The organism is Paenibacillus sp. 01T442, assembly GCF_056398345.1.
In genome coordinates this window covers 1-21,381 of the sequence record NZ_JBFTPF010000052.1, presented here as the reverse complement: position 1 = coordinate 21,381, position 21,381 = coordinate 1, and the positions used below count along the sequence as shown (strand labels likewise).

The window sequence follows — 21,381 nt, the reverse complement described above, 5'->3', positions numbered from 1 at the left end:
AATCTATCTAGGTTTCCTAGTACCTCGTATACGCATAAAGTTGCGCCCACAGGCCTAGTCCCATTTGCGATTGTACACGATATCCGCTCTGTTGCAACGCCATTCCTCCTGCGTTATGTTGGGCAATGCCTGTCAAAATACCATCAGGCGTCAAATATGTAGATAGCTCCAGGAAATTATGCCGGGCCAGCGTCATGTACTCGTTCGGCAACAATTGACGACTAGCAGCCAATGCAAATGCAGCCGAAATCCCTGCTGATCCCGAAGTATCAATGCCTGTCGTGGCATCATCCAGGAAGCAAGACCACAATCCGTCAGGCTGCCTCCACGCTACGGCCACCTGAGCAATGCGAATAATTTCAGCCTCTAACTCAGCCATTCCTGCCAGATTCGCGAATTGAGAATCATTCAGCTCGATGCAAGTTTTGACTAAACCTAGGCAATACCAAGCAAAAGCCCTCGCCCAGCTGCGAAATGTATGTTCTTGTGATTTCCGATGATAGCGCAGGAACACATGCTGCTCGCGTGCCAGGCAATCTCGTCGTAGCAGGATCTGCGCAATAGCTTGCTCCGCCATATCTTGACGGTTAAATTGCCTCGCTATTACGGCAAGCGGGTACGCCACTGTATATGAGCCTTCTGCTGTGACCATGTCCTCATCAATGACAGCGCCACCGTTCCTGCGACCTGCAGCTTCAAAAAATTCAAGCGCTTTGAGAATCACAGGATGATCCCTGCGGTATTTGGCAATGACTGCCAGTGGCAGGGTTGCTTCAATCGTTGTAAACGTACCGTCAGCCTGTTGTCCGTGCAAGTCCTCATAGAGCAAATCTCCCTGCTCGTTAAAAAACTGGCTGAAATGCAAATCCAAGATGGGATTCACTCGCTCTTCCCCCAGAATCGGCTGTAAACTGTGCAGCCCATCCAACACACATCCCTCCATCCACCCGAAAGGTTGTAACGAGGATAGTGAGAGCATCGTATTCAAAGCTTCATCGACACGTGAATCTGGTTCTCCTATCAACAAGTGTGGAGCGAATAGCACACGTTCCGTCACATCATCATGTGCATCAAATACCCAAAGCGGCTCCTTGCCACCTATGAGCTCAAGTCGCACTCCCTCATTTAGCACGGCTGCAGTCTGTTCCTCCGTTAGCAGAAGCTCAAAGGGCTGAAATACATAGGCATACCGAATATCTATGACTCCAATCCGTTCATTGGATTGACACAAGATTACATCAACATTCTGGGCATCCCGATAATCTAATGCGATTGAGATCCGCAAACGACTGCCTTGTCCTGCTGCTTGCTTTAACTGATCCTCTTGCAGGTGCCATGTCAAGGTTAGTTGCTCCTGACCTTCTCCCAAGTGTACCGCACGCCACCCTCTTGCAATCTGTTTTCCCTCAGGCAGTAGAGTCTTAGACTCGCTGATAACGAGCGCCGGATAATAATGAACCTGTCTCATCTTCCATCCCGCTCCCTATTTGAATTGATCCCGATATTGGCTCGGTGTAACTTGTACAACCTTTTTAAAATTCCGATTGAAGTTTGAAGGCGTGCTGTATTGCAGCCTTTCTGCAATATCCGCGATCTTCATATCGGTCTCTTGTAACCAGCGTTTCGCAACTTCGATGCGATGGTTCGACACATACTCTGAGAAATTCACACCGGTATCCTTTTTAAACACACGGCTAATATAACTAGGATGGTAATGAAACCGCGCGGCAAACATCTCGACACTTAAATCCTGATCAAAATGTTCCTCGATCTCTATAATCATCAGCTTTGAAATATTCACATCCTGCTTACGTTGACGCTCCTCCGTCCATGCAAGAAGCGGCCCAATAATCTGTTTCCAGAACCACTCCTCGATCTGCTTGGCCGAATGCATGCGAACCAAAATTTCTGAAGTGAAAATCTCCTTTTGGAAAACTTCTTGTACGGATTCACCTGCATCCTGAACAAGCCCCGTTAAGTTGTTAAATAAACGTCCGATAAAATGCTGATAATCGTAGTGATTCATCTGATTTTTCAGAAAATCTGCAATAATCGCCTGTAATCTTTCCTGCGCCTGCTCTTCATTCGACTGCTTGATAGCCTCCATAATCTGAAATTCAAGCTCTTTCGGATAACGGAACATCTGTGCTTTATTTGGCTCCACTTCGTCAATGAACAGAATGGACTCCGATCCCAGTCTAACGCGATAGGCCAAGGCATCCAGACTTTCTTGATGAGCGAGCGGTGCATACATAAAATTCGAGTACCTCCTGCTAATCCCTATGCTTATTTTCAGATTCAAATATTGCTTAATGCTATTGCGTATTTCTTCCGATTTGTTAAAGACCTGCACTTTTAATGGCGTATCATCTTCTAGGCCGCCACCTAAGAAAAGAAAGACTCCCTGGTTCTGAACAATAGAGCTGAGACGCATGGACTGAGGGACAATTTCTTCGATCATATTATGAATGGCATAAAGCATCAGATCTATATCCTTTTCGGTGTAGCGTGTCCCTTCCATCGTATCAATTTGCAGAGCCAGTACACACCAATGATCCCAATTGATTGGAAAATCATGGCGTTCTAATTGATCTTCCATCGACTCTAGCCGAATATCGCCAGATAGCAGCTTAAACACAAAAAATTCACGCGTTTGGCTGTGCAGAAATACCATTTCCTCTTTTAGCTTCGTACTTGATTTCGTCAAATGAGTCAAATGCTCGCTGATATAGGTCAACTCATTATTCTGCCTCTGTTTGTGATCCGGTTGAATAGAGCGATAGATTCGATTAATTGGTGAATATAACTTATGTGAAAAAAAGAAAGATGTAGTGATAACAAGTGTGATCAAAATGGCTACAAAAATAATCGTATAGAACTTGATGCCATTCGATTTGCTCATCACATACTCCAAAGGGGTAATGGATGCATACATCCAATTGTTATATAGCGCATGATTATAATGAATGACAAACTCCTGGCCATCCTGTTTATAGAAGAAAAAACCTTCCTGCTCACCGCTTGCGAGCATTTGCTGATAATAGTTCTCTGCCTTCACATTTGTTCCGATGTCATGATTGTTCAGGCTGGCGACGACAGATCCTAGTTCATTGATAATCAATGTACGTCCTTTACTGACATCACCAGCAAGACGCTTACTGAGCTCTTGCAAAGGAATATTGATCGAAATAATGCCGTCAGGGTTGATCGCATTCAACGGAATATGCTTAATTAGCTTAAATACATAACCGGACTTCTCATCCTCTGTCAGCTTCCAATAGGAGCGACGAGAGTCATCTCGATAGGAGATCAATAACTTTTGCAAATCATATAGACGTTTATCATGCGTCTCGATCAATGGTCGGTCTTTCATCGGATAGACAGCACCGCCCTCAACAATCCAATCCTGACGGTAACTCATCACATGCACATCTTGAATACCCAATTCAAACACTTGAATATGGACGAGCTCATAGAGCAGTTTCTCAAAGAGTTCATGGTATTCATAGTCAAAAGGTGCATCCAATACCGTTTGCATCGAAATCGCATTCGTCATGACAGTTCCGCTAATCGTTTGTGTCGCTAAAGTATCAATAGTTTTAAGCAAATATTCGACTTTCTCCTTATTCTGCTTCAGGATGAGCCTATTGCTGGCGATAATCTCTTCCTCCAGAATGGCTGAGGATTTATTAAAGGAGAGATAGCCAAGAAGCACAACAGGCAGTATCCCGATAATGCAGCTAAGCAACACTAAGTTTTTGAAAAATCTGGATGTCTGGAATCTACTCATCATAAGCCCCTCGCTCTTCCCCATATTCCTTACACCATTCATCATATCATGGAAGGGAGTAAAGGGGCTGCATCCATAAGATACGCCCCTTTATGCCTTGCTTACTTTTTCTTATAAAGCTCGGAAAGCTCTTTAGCTACTTGATCGCCGCCAACTTTTTTCCATTGTTGGACAGCCGCATCGAAGCCGGCATCATCGATTTTACCCATAATGTACTGTGCTCGCGCATCTATTAGGAGAGTTTTCAACTGCGCGTCCTTCTCTGTTTGGGTTGGCGAAATCAGACCCATGGATGGATCCTGAACGCTTGCGGCAGCAAGCTCGGTCATCCGCTTTTTCAATAATACATCGGTATCTGTCGTACCTGTTGGGTACACAATCGCATCCGTTGTAATCAAGTTTTTGAGGTCGTCTACATTAAATTGCTCTGCTGCTGGCTTTTTGTCATTCTCTTGGGAAATACGGACAAATTCTGCTTTGGCTTCATCACTATTCTCTGTATTGAAGTAACGAAGAACCTCACGAAGTTCTTTTTCTGTCTTAACACTCGTTTTCGGGATCAAAGCACCGCCGAAATGGCCAGCAGCCGCATACGATTTACCGTTGATAGGCGGACTTACGGTCATTGGGTACTTATTTTTGGTATCTGCCATTTGGAGATAGTAGAACGGCACGACAGCATCAATGGATTCGATACTGAGGCCCACTTTATTGTTGTATAAATCTTTTCTAGCTTCATTTCGCACAACGATAGCAAAGTTTTTATTAATTAAATTCTCGTTATACAATTTGCGTATGAAGGTCAAACCTTCTCGATACTCTTTGGTTTCCACATCTTTGACGAAATTCCCACTCTTATCTACCATCCAGTTGTTCGGTGCGCCAAACCATGCGAACATATCAGCTGGGATACCATTTTCATAGAGCATAAGGCCATACGTATCATTGACACCATTTTTATCAGGATCCTTCTCTTTAAATGCTTTCAACACGTTGTAAAATTCATCGATCGTCTTCGGTTCCGCAAGACCCACATTATCCAGCCAATCCTTGCGAATAATCGTACCTATCCGTACAAGTGGACGCGGACGCGGAATCACGTAGTATTTCCCATCAATAGCGAGATTGTTCAAGATGTTCGCATCGTATTTTTTCAAATTGGGAAACTCGTTTAAGTATGGCGTTAAATCCCAGAACATGCCGGACCGTACACCGTTAAGAACCGAAGTAATGAATGGATTTTCAACCATAATCGCTTGAGGCATCTCACCTGAAGTCATCGTAACATTCAATTTCTCGCTGTACACGTTGAACGGCACATACGTAATATCCAGCTTCGCATTCGCGATGCGCTCTGTCTCTTTGACAACAGGCCCATCTGCTTTCGGTGCCGTGTTCGATAAATACACATTCAACATCGACACTTTAGCAGGTCCTGTTGGCGTAGCCGTGCTCGCTGCAGGTCCGGAACTTGCACCTGCACTTGGACTTGATGTCCCCGACGTGTCGGTTGATGATGTACAGCCCGATAGTATAGCGGAAACAGCTAGAACCATCGTGAGTGAGAGCCCCCATGACTTAACCACTTTTTTGCTTTTCACATTTACTCCTCCTTAGTTGTTGAACATATCTATGTAAGGCGGCTGTATGTCTAAGTATAGCCGCTTTGACACCCTTATACCCACATATAAATACCATCTGTCTTCAATTCCAGCTCTGCTTTCTCTAAACTTTCCTGCTCCGCACCTGTGATGTCCAACTTTCCTTGACGAAGCTTGGTCTGAGGATCAACCAGGTGCTCACCTGTCATCAGATCGAATTCCCAGCCATGCCAAGGGCACCTGACAATCTCATTTTCACGTCCAACCTTATACTCGTAGACGAGAGAAGGAAGACGCGTCCCCGTAATGATTCCCTTGCAGACGGGAGCACCGAAGTGCGGGCACGCATTGCGCCATGCGTAATATTCGCCCTTCACCTTATAAATGCCGTATTCGGCATTTTTGACAGTAACAATTTTACAAGTACCTTCCATAATCTCATCTTTTGCAGCTACCCAAACCTTTTCCATTAGAACGTGTTCCTCCTTTCGGCTATCCCTTCACGGAGCCAACTAGGGCACCCTTTGCAAAGTATTTTTGTAAAAATGGATAGACGATTAAGATCGGCAAAGTTGCCACCGTGATCACGGCCATTTTCACTGTTTCTGGGGGTATCGCAGATTCCCCGGCTATCGAGCCCTGCTCGACAAAGCCTGCCTGAGAAACCATGACAATCTGTCTAAGCAGCACTTGGATGGGCCATTTCTCCGTATCGTTAATGTACAGAATGGCATGCATATAAGTGTTCCATTGAAGCACAGCGTAGAACAAAGTTAGTGTGGCAATCGCCGGTAACGAAAGTGGAATAATGATGCGGAAAAGCATACGCAAGTCCCCGCAACCGTCGATTTTCGCTGATTCTTCAAGTTCCTCGGGAATGTTCTTGAAGAAATTAATCATGATAATGAGATAGAAAGCAATAATGGCCCTTGGCAAAATCAGCGACCAATAGGAATTCAGCAAGCCAAGCTCTTTCACGACAAGATAATCCGGAATCATGCCGCCTTGGAAGATCATCGTCACAACAATGAGAAACATGATGCTGCGTCGGAAGTGAAAGCGATTCCTAGATAAGGGATACGCAAACAACGTCGTTAACAATAAGCTTGTCAGCGTACCCGCAACGGTAATCATTACGGTAATCCCTAAACTTTTGGGCAGCGCATTGGTTGTAAAGATGTACGAATAGGCCTTCAAGGAAAACTCCGTTGGAAACAGTAGAAACGATCGTGAGTTATACTCGGCAACAGAGGCAAAGGAACTGGAAATCACATGGATAAATGGTACTACCGTAATTAATGCAAACAAGCTAAGCAGAATGATATTGATTCCATCAAATAAATAATTTCCCCAACGTTTATCCGTCATTTAGTAAAGACCCTCCTCGCCTGATTTCTTCACAAGCCAGTTTGCCAGCACGACAAGGATGAGGCCTACAACACCCTTAAATAGGCCAACTGAAGTCGCATAGCTAAGCTGCCCGTTAACTAAACCCACGCGATACACATAGGTATCGAATACCTCCCCCACATCACGCGTCAACGAGTTGACAATATTGAAGACATGATCAAAACTTGTTTCCAATATGTCACTTATTTTGAGCAAAAGCAGGATCACAATCGTACTGCGTATGCCGGGCAACGTAATGTGCCAAATTTGACGGAAGCGTCCAGCGCCATCCATTTTGGCTGCCTCATATAACTCTGGACTTATTGCCGCCAGCGCAGCTAGATAAATAACGGTTCCCCATCCGCTATCCCGCCAGATGACTTGCAGAATGTACATGGGACGGAAAAATTCGGGATCCATCATGATCGAAAACTTTTCGAAACCTAGCGAGGCAATCCAGGATTGGAATAAGCTTTGTTCCGATTCAAAGATAACAAAAAACATCGCGACAACAACGACCCAAGACATAAAATGCGGAATATAGACGAGCGTCTGAATCCAGCGTTTGAACCACTCACGACGCAATTCATTGAGCATTAAGGACAGTATGATTGGCGCCGGAAAGGCAAAGACCAATTGATAGAACGAAAGCATTAACGTATTGCGCAACAGCATTAAGAAATCAGGATCTGAGAATAAGCGATGAAAATGCTTCAATCCTACCCATTCGCTTCCGAAGAAACCGGTGAATGGCTGGAAGTTCTGAAAGGCGATTATGATGCCGCCCATTGGCCAATATTTAAACAAGATAAAATAGAGAATACCTGGCAAGGCCATAATGTACAGCCAGTGATCACGTCGTATATCTTTGAGCAATGTTACTCTGATGCTGGATGCCTTCACCGATAATCCCCCTCACTTCAAATTCTCCTTCTTATGCAAACCATATAAGGCTGCCGCATTTCCACCTTGAACTTTCTTGCGAAGATCCTTAGGAAAAGCAGAGAGCACCATCTTGGGATGATCGAAATCCCAATGCGGATAATCACTCGAGTATAGAATGCGATCCTCCATCATGCACATCTGAATGAGTTGTACGAGATGCTCCGGCACCTCCGGTTCCTCAATCGGCTGTGTCGTTAAATAGACATGTTCCCGAATGTACTCCGAGGGCAGCTTTGTCAGCCATGGCGTCGTATCCCGCAACGCTTTGTAGTTCTTATCCATTCGCCACATCAGATGAGGCAGCCAAGCGATACCGCCTTCAATCGCGACCACTTTTACACCCGGAAATTTCTCGAAAACCCCCTCACACACCATGCTATTGATGTGCGCCATATAATTGGTCGGGAGAATATTATGCCATTCCATATAGCGTGATGGATAACCGGAAGGTGTCGGCGTTCCAGCTGTACCGCGTCCCTCTGTCCCTGGATGGATGGATACAGGCAAGCCCATCCTCTCTGCTGCTTCATAAATAGGATGAAAAAAACGATTCCCATATAAGCGTGTACTGCCGCTGCACATGATAACTTCAACAATATCCGGATGCCCGCCGATTCGCATAATTTCCTTTGCAGCGTACAAGGGATCCGAATGGTTAATCACCATAGCGCCTTTATAGCGATCATCTATAGATAACCAATGATCAATTAAATAGTCGTTATAGGCGGATATCACCGCATTGCCATAATCGATATCGGGATTGAGCGACATTTCCAGGGCATTTTGCCCTGTTAAAATCACATAATCAAAGCCATAACGTTCAATGTGATCCTTCACCATGAAGACCGGGTCACTGCCAGAGCTAACGCCCTCTTCAGGAATTGCATCTTTTCTCAGCACGCCTACTGGTGAGTAATAAGGTGTACCTACACCTGTCCCAGCGCCAATCCATTGTTGATGCCACGGTTTATCTAAATAAGGAAGCAAATCTTGAGGGTCTCTAATCCCATTGTGCACATCGGTATCAATGAGCATCGACTGTGTAGGTACATGTTGAATATCGTTGTGATTCATCTGTTTTCACCTTTCCTCGTCGTTGTGATGTCCTGCTTGCTATTTATCTTAGCCCGTCGTTTACTTACCGCCTATAATCAATACCTGACAGTCCAGAAACGTAAGCGGCATAAGGTTTTTTAGACGTAAGTAATCCCTACCTTCACACAAATAATCATTACGTGACTACATCACATGACAAAATAAACCTGAGGCTCTGCCTCAGGTCCTTAGTAAAAACCCAATCTGATGTGTATAGGGAGGGTTGTCCATGTTTCAAGGTAAACAGGCGAGCATATTCTTCCCAAACCTAAAGAGTATCGCGAAAAGAGGATGGTTGAATTTTCTAACGGACATGACAGCCTCTAATAGCTAAATATGAGGCCGTTTTGATTTTTAATGGACACCAGAGGCGTTATTGACTGATTTGTGTGCCAACATGCGTGGCAAGGGACTAAATAACCGCCGTGGCGTCCATTAGCATTTGGACTCCCTGCTTTTCTCATTAAATAACGGCCCCCCTGTCCGTAACTCAGAAAAAATGAAAGCTAACCTTGCATCACAACTGGTTCCCCCCTCATCTGCTCTTATCCCAACAGCAACGGTTAACCTAGGTGAAGTCTCCCTACTACCCATTTTTTAGAAAGGGGGGGTCGCTTTCACAACACCCCTAACGTGATTCTCGTAAACCCCAAACATATAAATTCTTATCTTTCAAAAAAGGGCAGTTGTACTCCTCTGCCCTTCCATTTTCAAACTATAGTTTTGTGTTAGGTGAATCCTTACATTCGCGCAGGTTACTTTACAAAATGCCCGTTCTTATTGAACACTATCATGCACGTTGAGAAAGGCTGTCGGTTCTCTCGGCAGCCTCTGATTTGGAGGTTACTTACGTATAGTATCTCTGAAAGCTCAGGAATAGGATTTCTTCACAGTAGTTATATATCGTTAGGCTTCACTTCATTTGTACTTTTCAGAATCATTGACTTTTTCTTTGGATCATATCTGAAATGATAGATGGTAATGAAATCCTGTCCCGCCCCATATCCGCCAGTCACAATAAATTCTCCGCCTACAACTTTGAATGGATGGTGCGGCAATTGGCTTATTGAAGCCCAATTCACTCCTGGTTTTATCTCAAACGTTATCGGAAAAGCCTTCCTATTACTTACTCCGAAAAGGTAAGTTTCGAGACCATGACAATCGGTGTAACGAGGAACATAAGCGAACATATCCATATCTTCCAGAGTAAATGGCTGCATGATGACTGGTGAGTCATTTTGTTGTACAATTTCGAAGTCTATTGGAAATGTACTGATTGGAGTTGCACTTCCCTCAGGTTTGGATTCCCACACCGCCTCATAATCTCCTGTCCAATGGAGATCAGTCTCCACCCCATAACAGCTAGGTGCCCCCAAAGGAGCTATGCTCGCTTTGTTCGCAGGTTTGACGAGTAGTCGTCCATCCAAATGCGTACCTATTGCTCTGATGGAGTTATCTTCTTTCGCTAAGTTTGTCTCTGTAGCAAGCGGAGGCGATACTGGCGTTGAGCTGGGAGGCGATTCAGATGTTGCAGGCATTGGGGAAATGGACGATACAGACGTATCTGCACTATTTCCGCTGTCCCCACATCCTGTGAGCATAAGGACGAGCAATAATAACCCCAGGGTGATCATGTTTTTCATTCTATTAGCCTCCTCTTGCGGCTGGACGCTTTCGAACCACAGTTAGATTAAAAAATAACGCCAATCTTAATGGACGGTTCCCAAAAATGATACAAACAGCTCTTTCTTCTTGTGGTATTCAGGGGAATCAGAGGGCAATAAACCACATGCATACTCTATAACTACTTTTCGACCCAACAGCGTTTTTTCTGAGGTTTTAACACCACAATCTTTGCAGTTAAACCCACATCCGTCTTGTACGTTTTTCCACTTGTCCTCAAAAGCATCTATAGCTCTCTGTTTTGCAAAACTTTCAGTTACCCACGGTGAAAATAAAAACCCTGAGACGATAACAACAAGTCCGGCCACGATAAATATTGTTTTTTTCATTGATTCCCCCCTTACATTATCTGACGTACTCGCTATGTATTTGTTTCGTTCATATTTAATCATTAAACATACACTTTTTAAACTGATCTCACATAAAATTTTAATATTGACTGTCGAAGGTGGAGATTCCTAATGTACGCTAGATTAAGTATGTTTAGATTAAGACCTGATGCCCCAATATCATTCGCAGAGCAATGGGCTGAGAAAACTAACATTGTCCATCAAACATTAAAGGGATTTAAAGGTATTACATTTTTGGGAGAAGATATAACGAATGAGTTCTGTGCAATAAGTTATTGGGAAACGAAAGAGGACGCTATAGCAGCCGGTGATACGATTGAGGTTAAAGTTTATTCCACCTTATCCAAAACTTATATCGAATCCCCGCCTATGATTGCTATATATGGAGTTTATGACCTACCTGCGGAGAACGGTGAACTCATATTTTTCGGTAAATTTAACTGGTAGTAATTCTCCGTTGTATGCTTAGCACTATTTGCAGGTAGTCTGTACTTCATCAAAACAATGGAAGATCCACAAGGTATGCTGCGAGCGTTGCCTTATATCTGTTTTGGGGTTGGCTGTAGTATTTTCGGTCATGGCATGGGAGAAATAGTCGGGCAAAAACGAAAGCATATAACATGATGGTCTTTATGTTTGGAGCCTTAATTATACCATTTGCCTTGATGGATATAGATTTAACAATACTATTGCTATTGATTTTTGCCTATCTGTTTATCCTTGGATATTGCTCGTATTACCGTTTCAAATTCTATAAAGAGATGTAATAAAAGTTCCAGAAAATTGCCCATTACTTCAAAAAAAACGGCAGCCGATTAAATACCAGCTGCCATTAAATCATAATTGAAAGCCTCATCTACGCTACCCGCCAAGTAGCCCAACTATAGCACCTGCGCAATCTCCCACACATGCCCGTCTGGATCAGCAAAACAAGCCGTCCGCCGCCCCCAAGGGCGAGTTATCGGTCCATTCAATAACCTAACGCCCCGCACTTCCAGCTCATCGCAAACCCGGTCAACATCTGGCACTTGGATCGTGAACTGAAACCGCGCGCCATCTCCGCTGCGACCTACCTGCGCCGGCTCAATCAACTCGTGTGCATTCGATTGATTTAACAGATTGATGCTTGTATTGCCATAATCAAACACCGTGCAATTTTCATCTTCATATATGATCGCAAGTTCGAACGTCTCTTGGTAAAATACCTTTGACCGATGCAAATCTTCAACAAATAATGTGATTTCCGTAATTTTTTTCTCCCAGTCCGCTGTCGCCATCCATATTCAACCTCATTTACACTTTTTTACAATCCTATTTGGATCATACGAATTTGCCATTCCATTGTCAATGCTACTATGACGGTTCATTTAATCCAGAAATTTAGCAAAGCGTTCCGTGATTTGGATGCCTCTGTGCCAATCCGTTCCTCCGTCTTCAATCGTCCAGCACGCCTCCAACACACCTCGTGCCACACCCCACATCGCGATTCGGCGAGGGTCAAGACCAAGTCGATCGGCCATAATCGCTATCCTGTTCTGCAGCAACTGCTCGCAGTCACCACCCCGATCCTCGTAGTTAAGCAGATACTGGATCGTATCAAAATGGATGTCACCGATGATTCCTTTGGGGTCAATGACAGCCCATTTCTCTTCGTCTTGGCGAAGAATGTTATCATGATGCAGATCGCCATGCAGTAAGAGATTCTCATTCGTGGTCGCGATGAGATATTCCAGACATTCTTCGGCATTCTCCACCCAACTCGGTGGCAGTGGTCCTTCAACTTCCATGTCATTGATTCGCTCTCGGTATCGCTCAATTGCCGCAAAATGCTGCTTCATTGACGGGTACAGACTCCCCGGTGGTGGAGAAAGGTGAAGGCGGCGAAACACATCGCAAAAGATATCCGTCGCACGTGCATCATTCTCAATTGTCGACAAAGGTATGCCAGGCACGGCGCCCTCCAGTAGTGCAACTCCCCATTCCTCATTTGCATCAAGCACATGAATTGCCCCTCTGCCCTCAAAGGCACGAAGAACACTAACTTCTCTAGATAGCTCATCCTTCTTGAAAGATAATTTAAGGACGACTCGTTTCCCATCACTGCGCGTTGCGCGGAGCACGAAGTTATAAGATAAATTAGGAAATGAAACTTCAGGGCTAATGTCGAAACGGCTTGCACAATCCGCGATTAGCCTTGGCAGCGCCTCCGACCAGGCAACACCTTGCTCACCGTGGAGCTCGTGCATTCTTTTTATAAATGTATCGGGGATCACAATCATGCCGGAATGGCTCCTTTCAGGTTAATGATGTGTACTAGTTCTCAGCCTACAAAACAAAATTGCTATAAATATCCAACAGATGGCACCCATTATATACGGTAAAAGTCTAAAGTTATAATTTATCACATCATCCATTCCTAGAAGCTGTTTAATAGGGAATTGAATGTTTGAAAATAAGTTTGCGTATATTTGGTAATTTCCTTCTGTTACTCCCTTTTTCCATCCTAATTCATCAATGAACCAAGCTAAGATTGTTAAAAGTGTATAAAGTGATATAGAGGCCATGCACCATTTTACATATCTCATAAAAAAATGAACTCCTTACTTATAGCTCGTTAATTATCAGCAATTGATTACACCCATAAATCTCTCAATTGCAACAGCAACACCATCGTTATCATTCGAATCGGTTACGTGCGCTGCACAATTTTTCAGTTCAACGATCGCGTTCTCCATTGCAATTGGAACTCCGCACATTTGGAATAGCCCTAAATCGTTAAAGTCATCCCCGAATACCATTACATTTTCTGACTTCACCCCGATATCGTTAAGTACCCATTGCACAGCTTCTTCCTTTGATGCTGATTTTTGCATGATTTGAATTAATGCACCGCCATTGAGGAGCTTGTAACTCGATGAATTGGTTAATCTGTTGGCAAATCTCATTTGGGATACTAATGTGAAGCTGAGTTTGCTTAGACTTGCATGTTACTAGGGCACCATTGTAATAAACAAAGCAGTCTACAAAAGGAAAATTCTGTACAAACTGATTAGCTGCTCTAGGCGGTCGCGCAGTGGCAACAATAATATGAATGCCAGAATCAAAACATCTTTTAACACTCTGATAATTTCTAGGTGATATGGATTTGTCACTACCGAGCAATGTTCCGTCCAAGTCTAATACAATTGCCTGTATGTCCGACATCTGCATCTCTCCTCACAAATAATTCTTCCAAATATAACCTAATTCCAGGAGAGAAGATAGACTCAATTTTGAATTATTATGCCGTCCCCTATTCACATAAAAAAGCTGCATAGAAATTAAATTCTACGCAGCTTTTCTCAACTTCCTCTCAATATTCATTTTGTATGACCTAATTATGACTCCGACATTTGCAATAACTCACTAACCGTTACAAGTCGATAACCATCGGCTGTTAATTCCTTTGCCAAAATTCGAACAGCCTCTATCGACTGGGAGCGGTCTCCAAAGCCATCATGAAAGAGCAAGATACTCCCGCATCCGATCTGCTCTCGGGTTGCCTCAAGTATATGTTCTACCCCTGGCATCTCCCAGTCCCTTGCACTTCCATTGAGGGCACCAATGACGGGATACCCCATTTTGGCAGTAATCGTCTGAACCTCCTCGTTGAAATCCAAGTAAGGTGGACGCATGACAACTGGCTTAGTTCCTGTTACCTGTGTAATTATGGCGTCCGTATCGAGAAGTTCTCGCTCACTTTCCTCTAAACTGATTTGGGTCATAAAAGGATGAGAGTAAGTATGGTTCCCAATTTCATGTTTCCTGACATGAACATCAAGCGCAGTCTCGGGATATAGTTCGATTTGTTTTCCCATCATAAAAAAGGTAGCATGGCCGGAAACCTCGTCGAAAATATCTAACAATTGAGGCGTATACACGGGGTTAGGGCCATCATCGAATGTAAAAGCAATAACTTTTTGTGTTGTTGAAACTTGCTGAATGATATTCATGCGTCTAGCCCTCCATCTGTTTGAACTCTACATTTCCTTCGACGCCATAGGTATTTATGGCAATACCAGCTTCAACTCTCCGAATGCCGACGTGCTCGACCAGTTATTGGATGTTCCTGCCCATACTGTCTGGCTTTGTCGACCGTTTCCATCATCCTCGTCATTGTTCGCCACGTCGAAGCCGATCATCATCCCCGCTGATGGTGTAATGCCAAGTGAACTCCACGGAATTGCCATCTCCACACTGTATCCAGCTGGTATCGTGGCCCATGCATGCTGCACGCCGTTCGTGAGACTTCGAGCCTCATACAGAGCGGAGTCGTTCCAACCTTTGATAAATTGCCGGTCATAGCTGTCATATGTTGCGCCTTGGTTATGATTACCGTCAATATAAATCTCAACGGAATCGTCGGAGTAAGGCTCCGCCGAATTGTTATACAGATTTCCGTCGGTGACGATGACCCCGACATACAAATAAGTATCATCCCATAATACCCCAAATTGCGCCTGGTTGTTAGAAGTTCCGATCACGTTTTTGTTCACTTGCTTCGTTATTGCCCATGCTGTTTCGTTCAGCGAGCCATCGACTAGGATGGTGGAACTCGTTTTAGTAACAGGGATCAGCGTGTAAGACGCATCCATCGTGACGCTGACTGAGTTGCTCGCCGCCGACACATTGTTTTCCGCATCTTTCGCTTTTACAGTAAAACTGTAGCTAGTTCCCGGCGTTAACCCGTTGACCGTATAGGTCGTCGAAGTTACCGTTGCAACTAGGTTTCCGCTGTTATAAATTTCGTATCCGGTAACACCTACATTATCAGTAGAAGCCGTCCAAGACAATACTGCAGTTCGGTCCGTGTGTGAAGGCGATGTCAAATTCAATGGAATTGAAGGCGGCTGCGTATCCCCAATGGAGACCGTGGAAAGCTGCAGGCTTCCGAATGCGGACGTATTCGTCCAGTTGTCGTTCGTTCCGGCCCACATCAGCTGGCTTTCCCTGCCGGTTCCGGTGTCGGTGTCATTGTTCGCGACGTCAAAGCCGATGGTCATGCCGGCGGATGGTGTAAGGCCGAGCGTGCTCCAAGGAATCGCCAACTCCACGCTGTATCCACCTGGAATCTGCGCCCATCCATGCAGCACTCCGTTCGGCATCACTCTCTGCAGCCAGAGCGTGCTGTCGTTCCAACCCTTGACATACTGCTGGTCATAGCTGTCATAAGTTGCGCTCTTATTGTTGTTGCTATCGATATAGATTTCGATGGAGTCATCATAATAAGGTTGCACAGATGTATTGTACAGATTGCCATCGATGACTTTGACGCCAACATACAAATAAGTATTGTCCCAGAGCGAGCTGAATTCCGCCGTATTGTTCGGAGTGCCAATAACCGGTTTCTTTAATTGCTTGAACGTTGACCAAACTTGTTCGTCAAGAGATCCGTTAACGGTAATGGCGGTAATCGTTTTCTTCGCTTGAAACAGATATGGGTCTGTCGTGACGCTAAGCGGCGCGCTCGCTCCGGACATGTTGCCTGCTACATCTCTTGCCTTTACGCTGAACGTATAAGCGGTGTTCGCTGCAAGATTGGTTGCGGAATACGTGTTGGATGTTACGGTTCCTATCAAAGCTGAACCTTGATACACCTCGTATTGGGTTACAGCAGTATTGTCCGAGGATACATCCCAAGACAAATCTGCCGTAGTCTCGCTTTTTGCCAATAAGCGCAAATTCCCAGGAACTGTCGGCGGCGTGAAATCGCGATTATGAACGACTTTCACATTGTCAAATTCAACACTCGTTTTGAAGGCATAGAGACCGATTTTGCCCGAGACATGGCTCGTATCCGTAACGGATAATTCCCTGAACCCATTCACATATAACTCGAGTGTGCTATTGTTTAAAACTGCGGTGAAAGAGTAAACTTCATTCGTTGTCATCGTATAATTTTTCTGAATCAGGATCGTGACGGTTCCGTTCACCGATTTGCCAATCTGCAGCTTGCCTGCTTTGATCCGGAAATAGTAAAAATTGTTCGGATCGAGATAACGAGCCGTAATACCGGCTGCCAAATCAATATCATTTTGAGTAAGTTTGATATTCGTTTCCACACTATAGTTGGTATAAGTGCTGGTATCGACTGTGCTGAACGCATTCGTCCCCAGCCAGGAAGATTGCTTATAAACTTTGGACCCGCCTGATGTTACGACAGACCAAGTTCCGTTCGCAGGGGTCCAGCCATCCGCCACTCCATCCTGAAAATCGTCACTGAAGGCGAGCGTGCCCGGGCCTGCCGCAGTCGTCGCAGCCAGAGTATTGCTAGATACAGACGCGCTCCCTGCACCGTCTACGGAACGAACTGTAACCGAGTATGTTCGGTCGGGCAGCAGTCCCGTGAGTGTATACGTAGTGCCCGAGGTAGAAGCCACCTGTTTGGATCCGACGTAAAGGGCATAACCGACTACACCAGAGAGATTGGATGGCGGACTCCAACTCAGACTAAGCGTAGTGAGTGACGCTGATGTCGTTGTCAGATTCGTCGGCGGTGCCGGCGGAGGCGCTGTTGTCACAGTCAGCGCATTGCTCAGAGCTGAGAGGTTGCCCGCTCCATCTTTGGCTTTCACAGTAAATGAATAGGTGGTGCTAGGCGTCAAACCGTTTACAGTATAGTTTGTACTCGAAAGCGATGTCGTGGCACCGACATAGACGCCTCCGTTGTAAATGTTGTACCCCGCTACACCGGTGTTATCGGTTGAAGCTGTCCAAGAGAGGTTGACGCTTGTAGACGTATGCGACGGAGATGACAGGTTCGAAGGAGGTGTCGGCGGCTCCGTATCGATTCCTTCGCTCATCAAAGTGTCGCCGTAGAAAACTCCGGTTCCGTTCGTTCCGATATAAACACGCCCCCATGTTTGACGGTCGCCTTCCATCGTATTGGCTTCAGCGCCAATCGCCGGATCGATGACGTCAATCTTCACCCAGGTCGTGCCGAAATCATCGGATCGGAAAATACCCACACTATTATCCACCTTGCCATAGACGAAGACAGTGGGATCTGGAGAACCTAACTTATTTTTACCAAATGCAAACAATGTCGCCTGCTGCACATTCGGCAGCTGTGTCCAAGAATCGCCGGAGTTGCTGGAACGCCAGAGACCTCCCCCATCCAGGCTAACCCACACTTCGCCCGCCTTCCCAGGAGCTGCCTTTACGCTGAAATACGCGGGTGTTTTCGCCGGAATTGTTGGCATCGTGGACGCAATATTCCAAGACGCGCCACCGTCTGTGCTGCGGAATAGTTTCCACGTGTTACGTTCCAATAGATAGAACGTATTGCTATTGACGCGATCGGACGCCAGCGGCTGGTACCAGACCCAGAAATCGTGTACGGTTCCGGATGGTGCACCTGTTCCCGGTGTCCATGATTGTCCACGGTCATTTGAATATAACGGACTTCCGTGTTGCGGAACCCAGACCATCGTTTCGCTGCCAGCCGATACGGCGATGCGCCCTGCGATTCCGGGCGGATTGGGAAATGCCGTCCAGGTTGCACCGTTGTTGGTGCTGTAGCCGCCGCCCCCTGAGCCGGCATAACGGGTGGAACCTACCCGAGCGATGAAGTTCGGATTACTCTCTTGAAAATCGATGGAAACCGTATCGCCTAGTGACGGACTGCCTAATTTGCTGCTTGGATACGTCGTAAGCGACGTATGACGCATACCATCGACATCCGCATGCCCGCTAAGCAGCGGTGCACCGATCGGCGTACTGCGTAAAGCGAACGTCACCACTTCCTCGTGGCCCTCTTCGTACGTATACCAGTGGGACGGACTTGCCGTTATATCATCTGTGCGCCATGTGCCGTAAAAGTCGGTTAACCATACCCGATTTGGAAAATGGGGATCGATGGTCAAGGTCGATGTATTAGCAGCAAACCAGTTACTCGTCCACCAGGGAACATTCTGATGTTTGACGAAGGTGATTTGCGACCAATTCACGCCTCCATTGGTCGACCGGTAGATCGGCGCCGGCGTGTTCGAACCATCTTCTATGGCTGTCATCACGATGTTCGGGTTTGTAGGGTCTACCGTAATGCCATTGTATCTTCCTACCGCCGGAGGCGAAATGTCGGTCCATACGCCGTTTGCAAACTTAGTGACACCAGATTCATAAGTGACATATAGGGTGCCGCCATCCGCCAGAACAGCCCGACGTGGAGTAAGCGGGCTTCCATTCATCAGCGCCCATGTTGTCCCCCCATTCACACTCTGGTAGATACCAGTTCCTTTGACCCCGACATAGATGGTTTGTGTCGTAATGCCGGGAGATCCTGTACTCTTATCAAATAAAACGAAATTGAGTCCAGTCGGAGCAGCACCGATGCTCGGGAAGTTAGTAACTTGCTCCCATGAGCCTACGCTGGCCCCCGATGTGCTTTTCCACAGCCCGTCATAACGAGTTCCCATATAAATGATTTGACTATTATTGGGGTCTACCACAAGCCGTTCACCCAAATCTCGTCCTGGCCCGTTGCCATAATGCCTGGGAGCGAACCCGGTTGACGTCCATGTGATTCCCCGATCTGTTGATTTCAGAATATCCGAAGGAGCTCCTACATAGTCGAACTTGCCCGCTGCAACGTAAACCACATTCGGATCCGCTGGATCAAGGGCGATGCTGTCAATGCCGTACTGATTGTATTTTTCTCTTGGAAGCGCATTCAATAGTGGAATCCACTTCTGATTAACCGAGTCCCACCGTAAGGCCCCGCCGACGTCGGTGCGAATATAGACGAGATTCGGCTCAGTCGGATGAATGGCAATTCCAGTTACAAATCCGCCACCACCGATGCTAACATTTTCTACGACTGACCAATTAACGCACAAGCCCTCGATTCAATATCTTTGAGGTATTGGATAGGGTTTCTTCTAAAGCGTTGACGCTTAATTCCTTCATGAAGACGCTCGTTCCACCTGTCACGTTCTTGAGCAAAAGTGCTGTAATCAACAAGTTGGAGACGTTCTAATACATTCTCCTGTTTAAGAGCATCGTCAACCAACACAACAAACTCTCCACTTCGAAGGATGTAATCATTCCAACTTCGGCGTCCAGTCATCCGGCGATGACGGGTTTTAGTTTGACGAAAAAAACGTTCATGATCGTTATTCGTTCTGGGGACATGAGGTGCATCGTAACAAGTAAAGAGGCCTCTCCAAAATCCTTTTGAATAGCTCTTTACATTGTTTACGAGCACTTCATCACCTTTCTCCGTATATGTCTGTTGCATCCAATTCAATAGATTCTCTAGGTGAAAACGAACGGATTCACTTGTCTGGTCAAGCGCGGGTTCAAATATTTTTGCCACATGTGTAATAACAAGCTGCCAGCGGCTGACTGCTTTGTAGGCTTCCTGAAAATCGTTGATTTTACTGAATATTCTGTTAACCTTTTTCAGGAGAGGAAGCTCTTTTTTTACTCAAGCAGTTCTCCAGCGATTTCTGAACGGCTTGTGCGTTTTCATATATTCGAATACCAGGCAAATCCAAAGGTGGATTGCCATCTTCAAGCAAAATGGAACGAACAGCCGCTAGATAGTCTTTTGCAATCTCGGCTTCATCGGATGTGTCTTTCTCTACTACCTTCTCGATTTCACGGATTCCGCGTAGCGTTTTCTTAATACCGGTTTTAAGCTTACGATCGATGTCAACAACCGGCTTAGCGATATCTTTTAGGTAGTGATATTGGCAGTACTGGTAGGGTGAATTCGGCCACATGGTTTCCATAGCTATGCGAATGGATTGCTGGCCGTCACTGACCAGCCCAATTACAGGAAAGTTCATGTCTTTTACAGGTTGCAAAAGGGCCATGAGCTCGCTCGCTGATCCGCTTTTGAGATTTTTTGCCGCTAGAATTGTACCGCTAAAAACTTCACGTACAACATAGAGCGTCTCGTTTCCCTTCTCGGGTTGGACGCCATCCATGGACAACATAATACCTTTGTTCTCTTGAACAACTTTTTCTAACTGAATGCGGGTATGATCCGTCACAGAAGCACGTAGCAACACTAAATACCGCTCATACAGTCTCATGGAATTTCTCTCCGATGTTGCGACTCCGCGTTCGTTTAGCGCTTCAGTAATCTCTCCAATGGTCTTATGTTGTTTGAACCGTAGGTCTCCGACTAAGGCAAGAACATCAAAACCGTAGGAAGTGTGCTTCATGCATAAGGCATCGGCCTGCGCAGACCGAAAGTACCGTCTAAGAGGACCACAAGCTTCACTTGGACAGAAATAGGCCATATTCCAAACTTGAATAACGCCTTGAAGAGTAGAAATATTCTTTTTCCAAGCGGTATGATGCCTCTTTAGTTTTATTCCGCAATCTGGACAATGAAGAATTTCAGGGTGAAAGTAAACTTTCTTTTCAGGAATGATTCGGTTTTTTGGTAATGGCATAGAGCAAGACCTCCGTCAAATTAGCTATTAACTAATTCGACAGAGGATTTGGAATTACCTGTTAGTCAATTGGTCAGTCGTAG

General features: G+C 45.4%; 18 protein-coding genes. 1 reads left to right on the top strand and 17 read right to left on the bottom strand.

Annotated features, from left to right (window positions below):
* Positions 1-16 precede the first annotated feature (16 nt).
* From AC1DLM_RS26500 to AC1DLM_RS26460, 9 genes are all read right to left on the bottom strand, one after another.
* The gene (locus tag AC1DLM_RS26500) at positions 17-1,468 is read right to left on the bottom strand and encodes a glycoside hydrolase family 88 protein (RefSeq protein ID WP_441987173.1); all 1,452 of its coding nucleotides are present in this window, start codon (positions 1,466-1,468) and stop codon (positions 17-19) included.
* 15 nt (positions 1,469-1,483) lie between these two features.
* Positions 1,484-3,793, bottom strand: coding sequence for an AraC family transcriptional regulator (locus AC1DLM_RS26495; protein ID WP_477571648.1), 2,310 nt, complete (start codon positions 3,791-3,793; stop codon positions 1,484-1,486).
* A 98-nt stretch (positions 3,794-3,891) separates the two neighbouring features.
* Positions 3,892-5,391, bottom strand: a complete 1,500-nt coding sequence (locus tag AC1DLM_RS26490; RefSeq protein ID WP_477571647.1) for an extracellular solute-binding protein — start codon at positions 5,389-5,391, stop codon at positions 3,892-3,894.
* A 74-nt stretch (positions 5,392-5,465) separates the two neighbouring features.
* A complete protein-coding gene (locus tag AC1DLM_RS26485; RefSeq protein ID WP_477571646.1) occupies positions 5,466-5,861 on the bottom strand; it encodes a Rieske (2Fe-2S) protein in 396 nt (131 codons plus the stop codon).
* A gap of 22 nt (positions 5,862-5,883) precedes the next feature.
* Positions 5,884-6,759 (bottom strand): carbohydrate ABC transporter permease, encoded by an 876-nt coding sequence (locus AC1DLM_RS26480; RefSeq protein ID WP_477571645.1) that lies wholly within the window; start codon positions 6,757-6,759, stop codon positions 5,884-5,886.
* Positions 6,760-7,683 (bottom strand): ABC transporter permease, encoded by a 924-nt coding sequence (locus AC1DLM_RS26475; RefSeq protein ID WP_477571644.1) that lies wholly within the window; start codon positions 7,681-7,683, stop codon positions 6,760-6,762.
* Positions 7,684-7,695: 12 nt separating this feature from the next.
* Entirely contained in the window at positions 7,696-8,799 is a 1,104-nt protein-coding gene (locus tag AC1DLM_RS26470) for an amidohydrolase family protein (protein WP_477571643.1), read from the bottom strand.
* A gap of 917 nt (positions 8,800-9,716) precedes the next feature.
* Positions 9,717-10,463, bottom strand: coding sequence for a hypothetical protein (locus AC1DLM_RS26465; RefSeq protein ID WP_477571642.1), 747 nt, complete (start codon positions 10,461-10,463; stop codon positions 9,717-9,719).
* A gap of 66 nt (positions 10,464-10,529) precedes the next feature.
* Entirely contained in the window at positions 10,530-10,832 is a 303-nt protein-coding gene (locus tag AC1DLM_RS26460) for a hypothetical protein (protein ID WP_477571641.1), read from the bottom strand.
* Positions 10,833-10,964: 132 nt separating this feature from the next.
* Here AC1DLM_RS26460 and AC1DLM_RS26455 point away from each other — a divergent pair, with 132 nt between their 5' ends.
* Complete coding sequence (locus AC1DLM_RS26455; protein WP_477571640.1) at positions 10,965-11,300, top strand: hypothetical protein; 336 nt, start codon at positions 10,965-10,967, stop codon at positions 11,298-11,300.
* Positions 11,301-11,734: 434 nt separating this feature from the next.
* On the opposite strand, the gene AC1DLM_RS26450 is transcribed toward AC1DLM_RS26455, so the two are convergent.
* The 8 genes from AC1DLM_RS26450 to AC1DLM_RS26415 form a co-directional block, all read right to left on the bottom strand.
* Positions 11,735-12,130, bottom strand: a complete 396-nt coding sequence (locus tag AC1DLM_RS26450) for a VOC family protein (RefSeq protein WP_477571639.1) — start codon at positions 12,128-12,130, stop codon at positions 11,735-11,737.
* A gap of 90 nt (positions 12,131-12,220) precedes the next feature.
* Positions 12,221-13,132, bottom strand: coding sequence for an aminoglycoside phosphotransferase family protein (locus AC1DLM_RS26445; RefSeq protein ID WP_477571638.1), 912 nt, complete (start codon positions 13,130-13,132; stop codon positions 12,221-12,223).
* A gap of 342 nt (positions 13,133-13,474) precedes the next feature.
* The gene (locus AC1DLM_RS26440; RefSeq protein WP_477571637.1) at positions 13,475-13,798 is read right to left on the bottom strand and encodes an HAD family hydrolase; all 324 of its coding nucleotides are present in this window, start codon (positions 13,796-13,798) and stop codon (positions 13,475-13,477) included.
* Positions 13,680-14,057 carry an HAD family hydrolase gene (locus AC1DLM_RS26435; RefSeq protein WP_477571636.1) on the bottom strand — a complete coding sequence of 126 codons (378 nt, stop codon included), beginning with the start codon at positions 14,055-14,057 and terminating at the stop codon, positions 13,680-13,682. The genes AC1DLM_RS26440 and AC1DLM_RS26435 overlap by 119 nt, the downstream gene beginning before the upstream one ends.
* A 173-nt stretch (positions 14,058-14,230) precedes the next feature.
* On the bottom strand, positions 14,231-14,845 hold the full coding sequence (locus tag AC1DLM_RS26430; protein WP_441987187.1) for a polysaccharide deacetylase family protein: 615 nt from the start codon (positions 14,843-14,845) through the stop codon (positions 14,231-14,233).
* 54 nt (positions 14,846-14,899) lie between these two features.
* Positions 14,900-19,729: a sugar-binding protein gene (locus AC1DLM_RS26425; RefSeq protein ID WP_477571635.1), complete on the bottom strand. Its 4,830-nt coding sequence runs from the start codon at positions 19,727-19,729 to the stop codon at positions 14,900-14,902.
* On the bottom strand, positions 19,705-20,139 hold the full coding sequence (locus AC1DLM_RS26420) for a hypothetical protein (protein WP_441990618.1): 435 nt from the start codon (positions 20,137-20,139) through the stop codon (positions 19,705-19,707). Before AC1DLM_RS26420 ends, AC1DLM_RS26425 begins: the two co-directional genes overlap by 25 nt.
* A gap of 145 nt (positions 20,140-20,284) precedes the next feature.
* The gene (locus tag AC1DLM_RS26415; protein ID WP_441990617.1) at positions 20,285-21,298 is read right to left on the bottom strand and encodes a transposase; all 1,014 of its coding nucleotides are present in this window, start codon (positions 21,296-21,298) and stop codon (positions 20,285-20,287) included.
* Positions 21,299-21,381: the final 83 nt, after the last annotated feature.

Coding starts and splice junctions, on each gene's coding strand:
- AC1DLM_RS26500 (WP_441987173.1), bottom strand. CDS start 1,468: ATGAGACAGGTTCATTATTATCCGGCGCTCGTTATCAGCGAGTCTAAG.
- AC1DLM_RS26495 (WP_477571648.1), bottom strand. CDS start 3,793: ATGATGAGTAGATTCCAGACATCCAGATTTTTCAAAAACTTAGTGTTG.
- AC1DLM_RS26485 (WP_477571646.1), bottom strand. CDS start 5,861: ATGGAAAAGGTTTGGGTAGCTGCAAAAGATGAGATTATGGAAGGTACT.
- AC1DLM_RS26480 (WP_477571645.1), bottom strand. CDS start 6,759: ATGACGGATAAACGTTGGGGAAATTATTTATTTGATGGAATCAATATC.
- AC1DLM_RS26470 (WP_477571643.1), bottom strand. CDS start 8,799: ATGAATCACAACGATATTCAACATGTACCTACACAGTCGATGCTCATT.
- AC1DLM_RS26465 (WP_477571642.1), bottom strand. CDS start 10,463: ATGAAAAACATGATCACCCTGGGGTTATTATTGCTCGTCCTTATGCTC.
- AC1DLM_RS26460 (WP_477571641.1), bottom strand. CDS start 10,832: ATGAAAAAAACAATATTTATCGTGGCCGGACTTGTTGTTATCGTCTCA.
- AC1DLM_RS26455 (WP_477571640.1), top strand. CDS start 10,965: ATGTACGCTAGATTAAGTATGTTTAGATTAAGACCTGATGCCCCAATA.
- AC1DLM_RS26450 (WP_477571639.1), bottom strand. CDS start 12,130: ATGGCGACAGCGGACTGGGAGAAAAAAATTACGGAAATCACATTATTT.
- AC1DLM_RS26445 (WP_477571638.1), bottom strand. CDS start 13,132: ATGATTGTGATCCCCGATACATTTATAAAAAGAATGCACGAGCTCCAC.
- AC1DLM_RS26440 (WP_477571637.1), bottom strand. CDS start 13,798: ATGAGATTTGCCAACAGATTAACCAATTCATCGAGTTACAAGCTCCTC.
- AC1DLM_RS26435 (WP_477571636.1), bottom strand. CDS start 14,057: ATGTCGGACATACAGGCAATTGTATTAGACTTGGACGGAACATTGCTC.
- AC1DLM_RS26430 (WP_441987187.1), bottom strand. CDS start 14,845: ATGAATATCATTCAGCAAGTTTCAACAACACAAAAAGTTATTGCTTTT.
- AC1DLM_RS26415 (WP_441990617.1), bottom strand. CDS start 21,298: ATGCCATTACCAAAAAACCGAATCATTCCTGAAAAGAAAGTTTACTTT.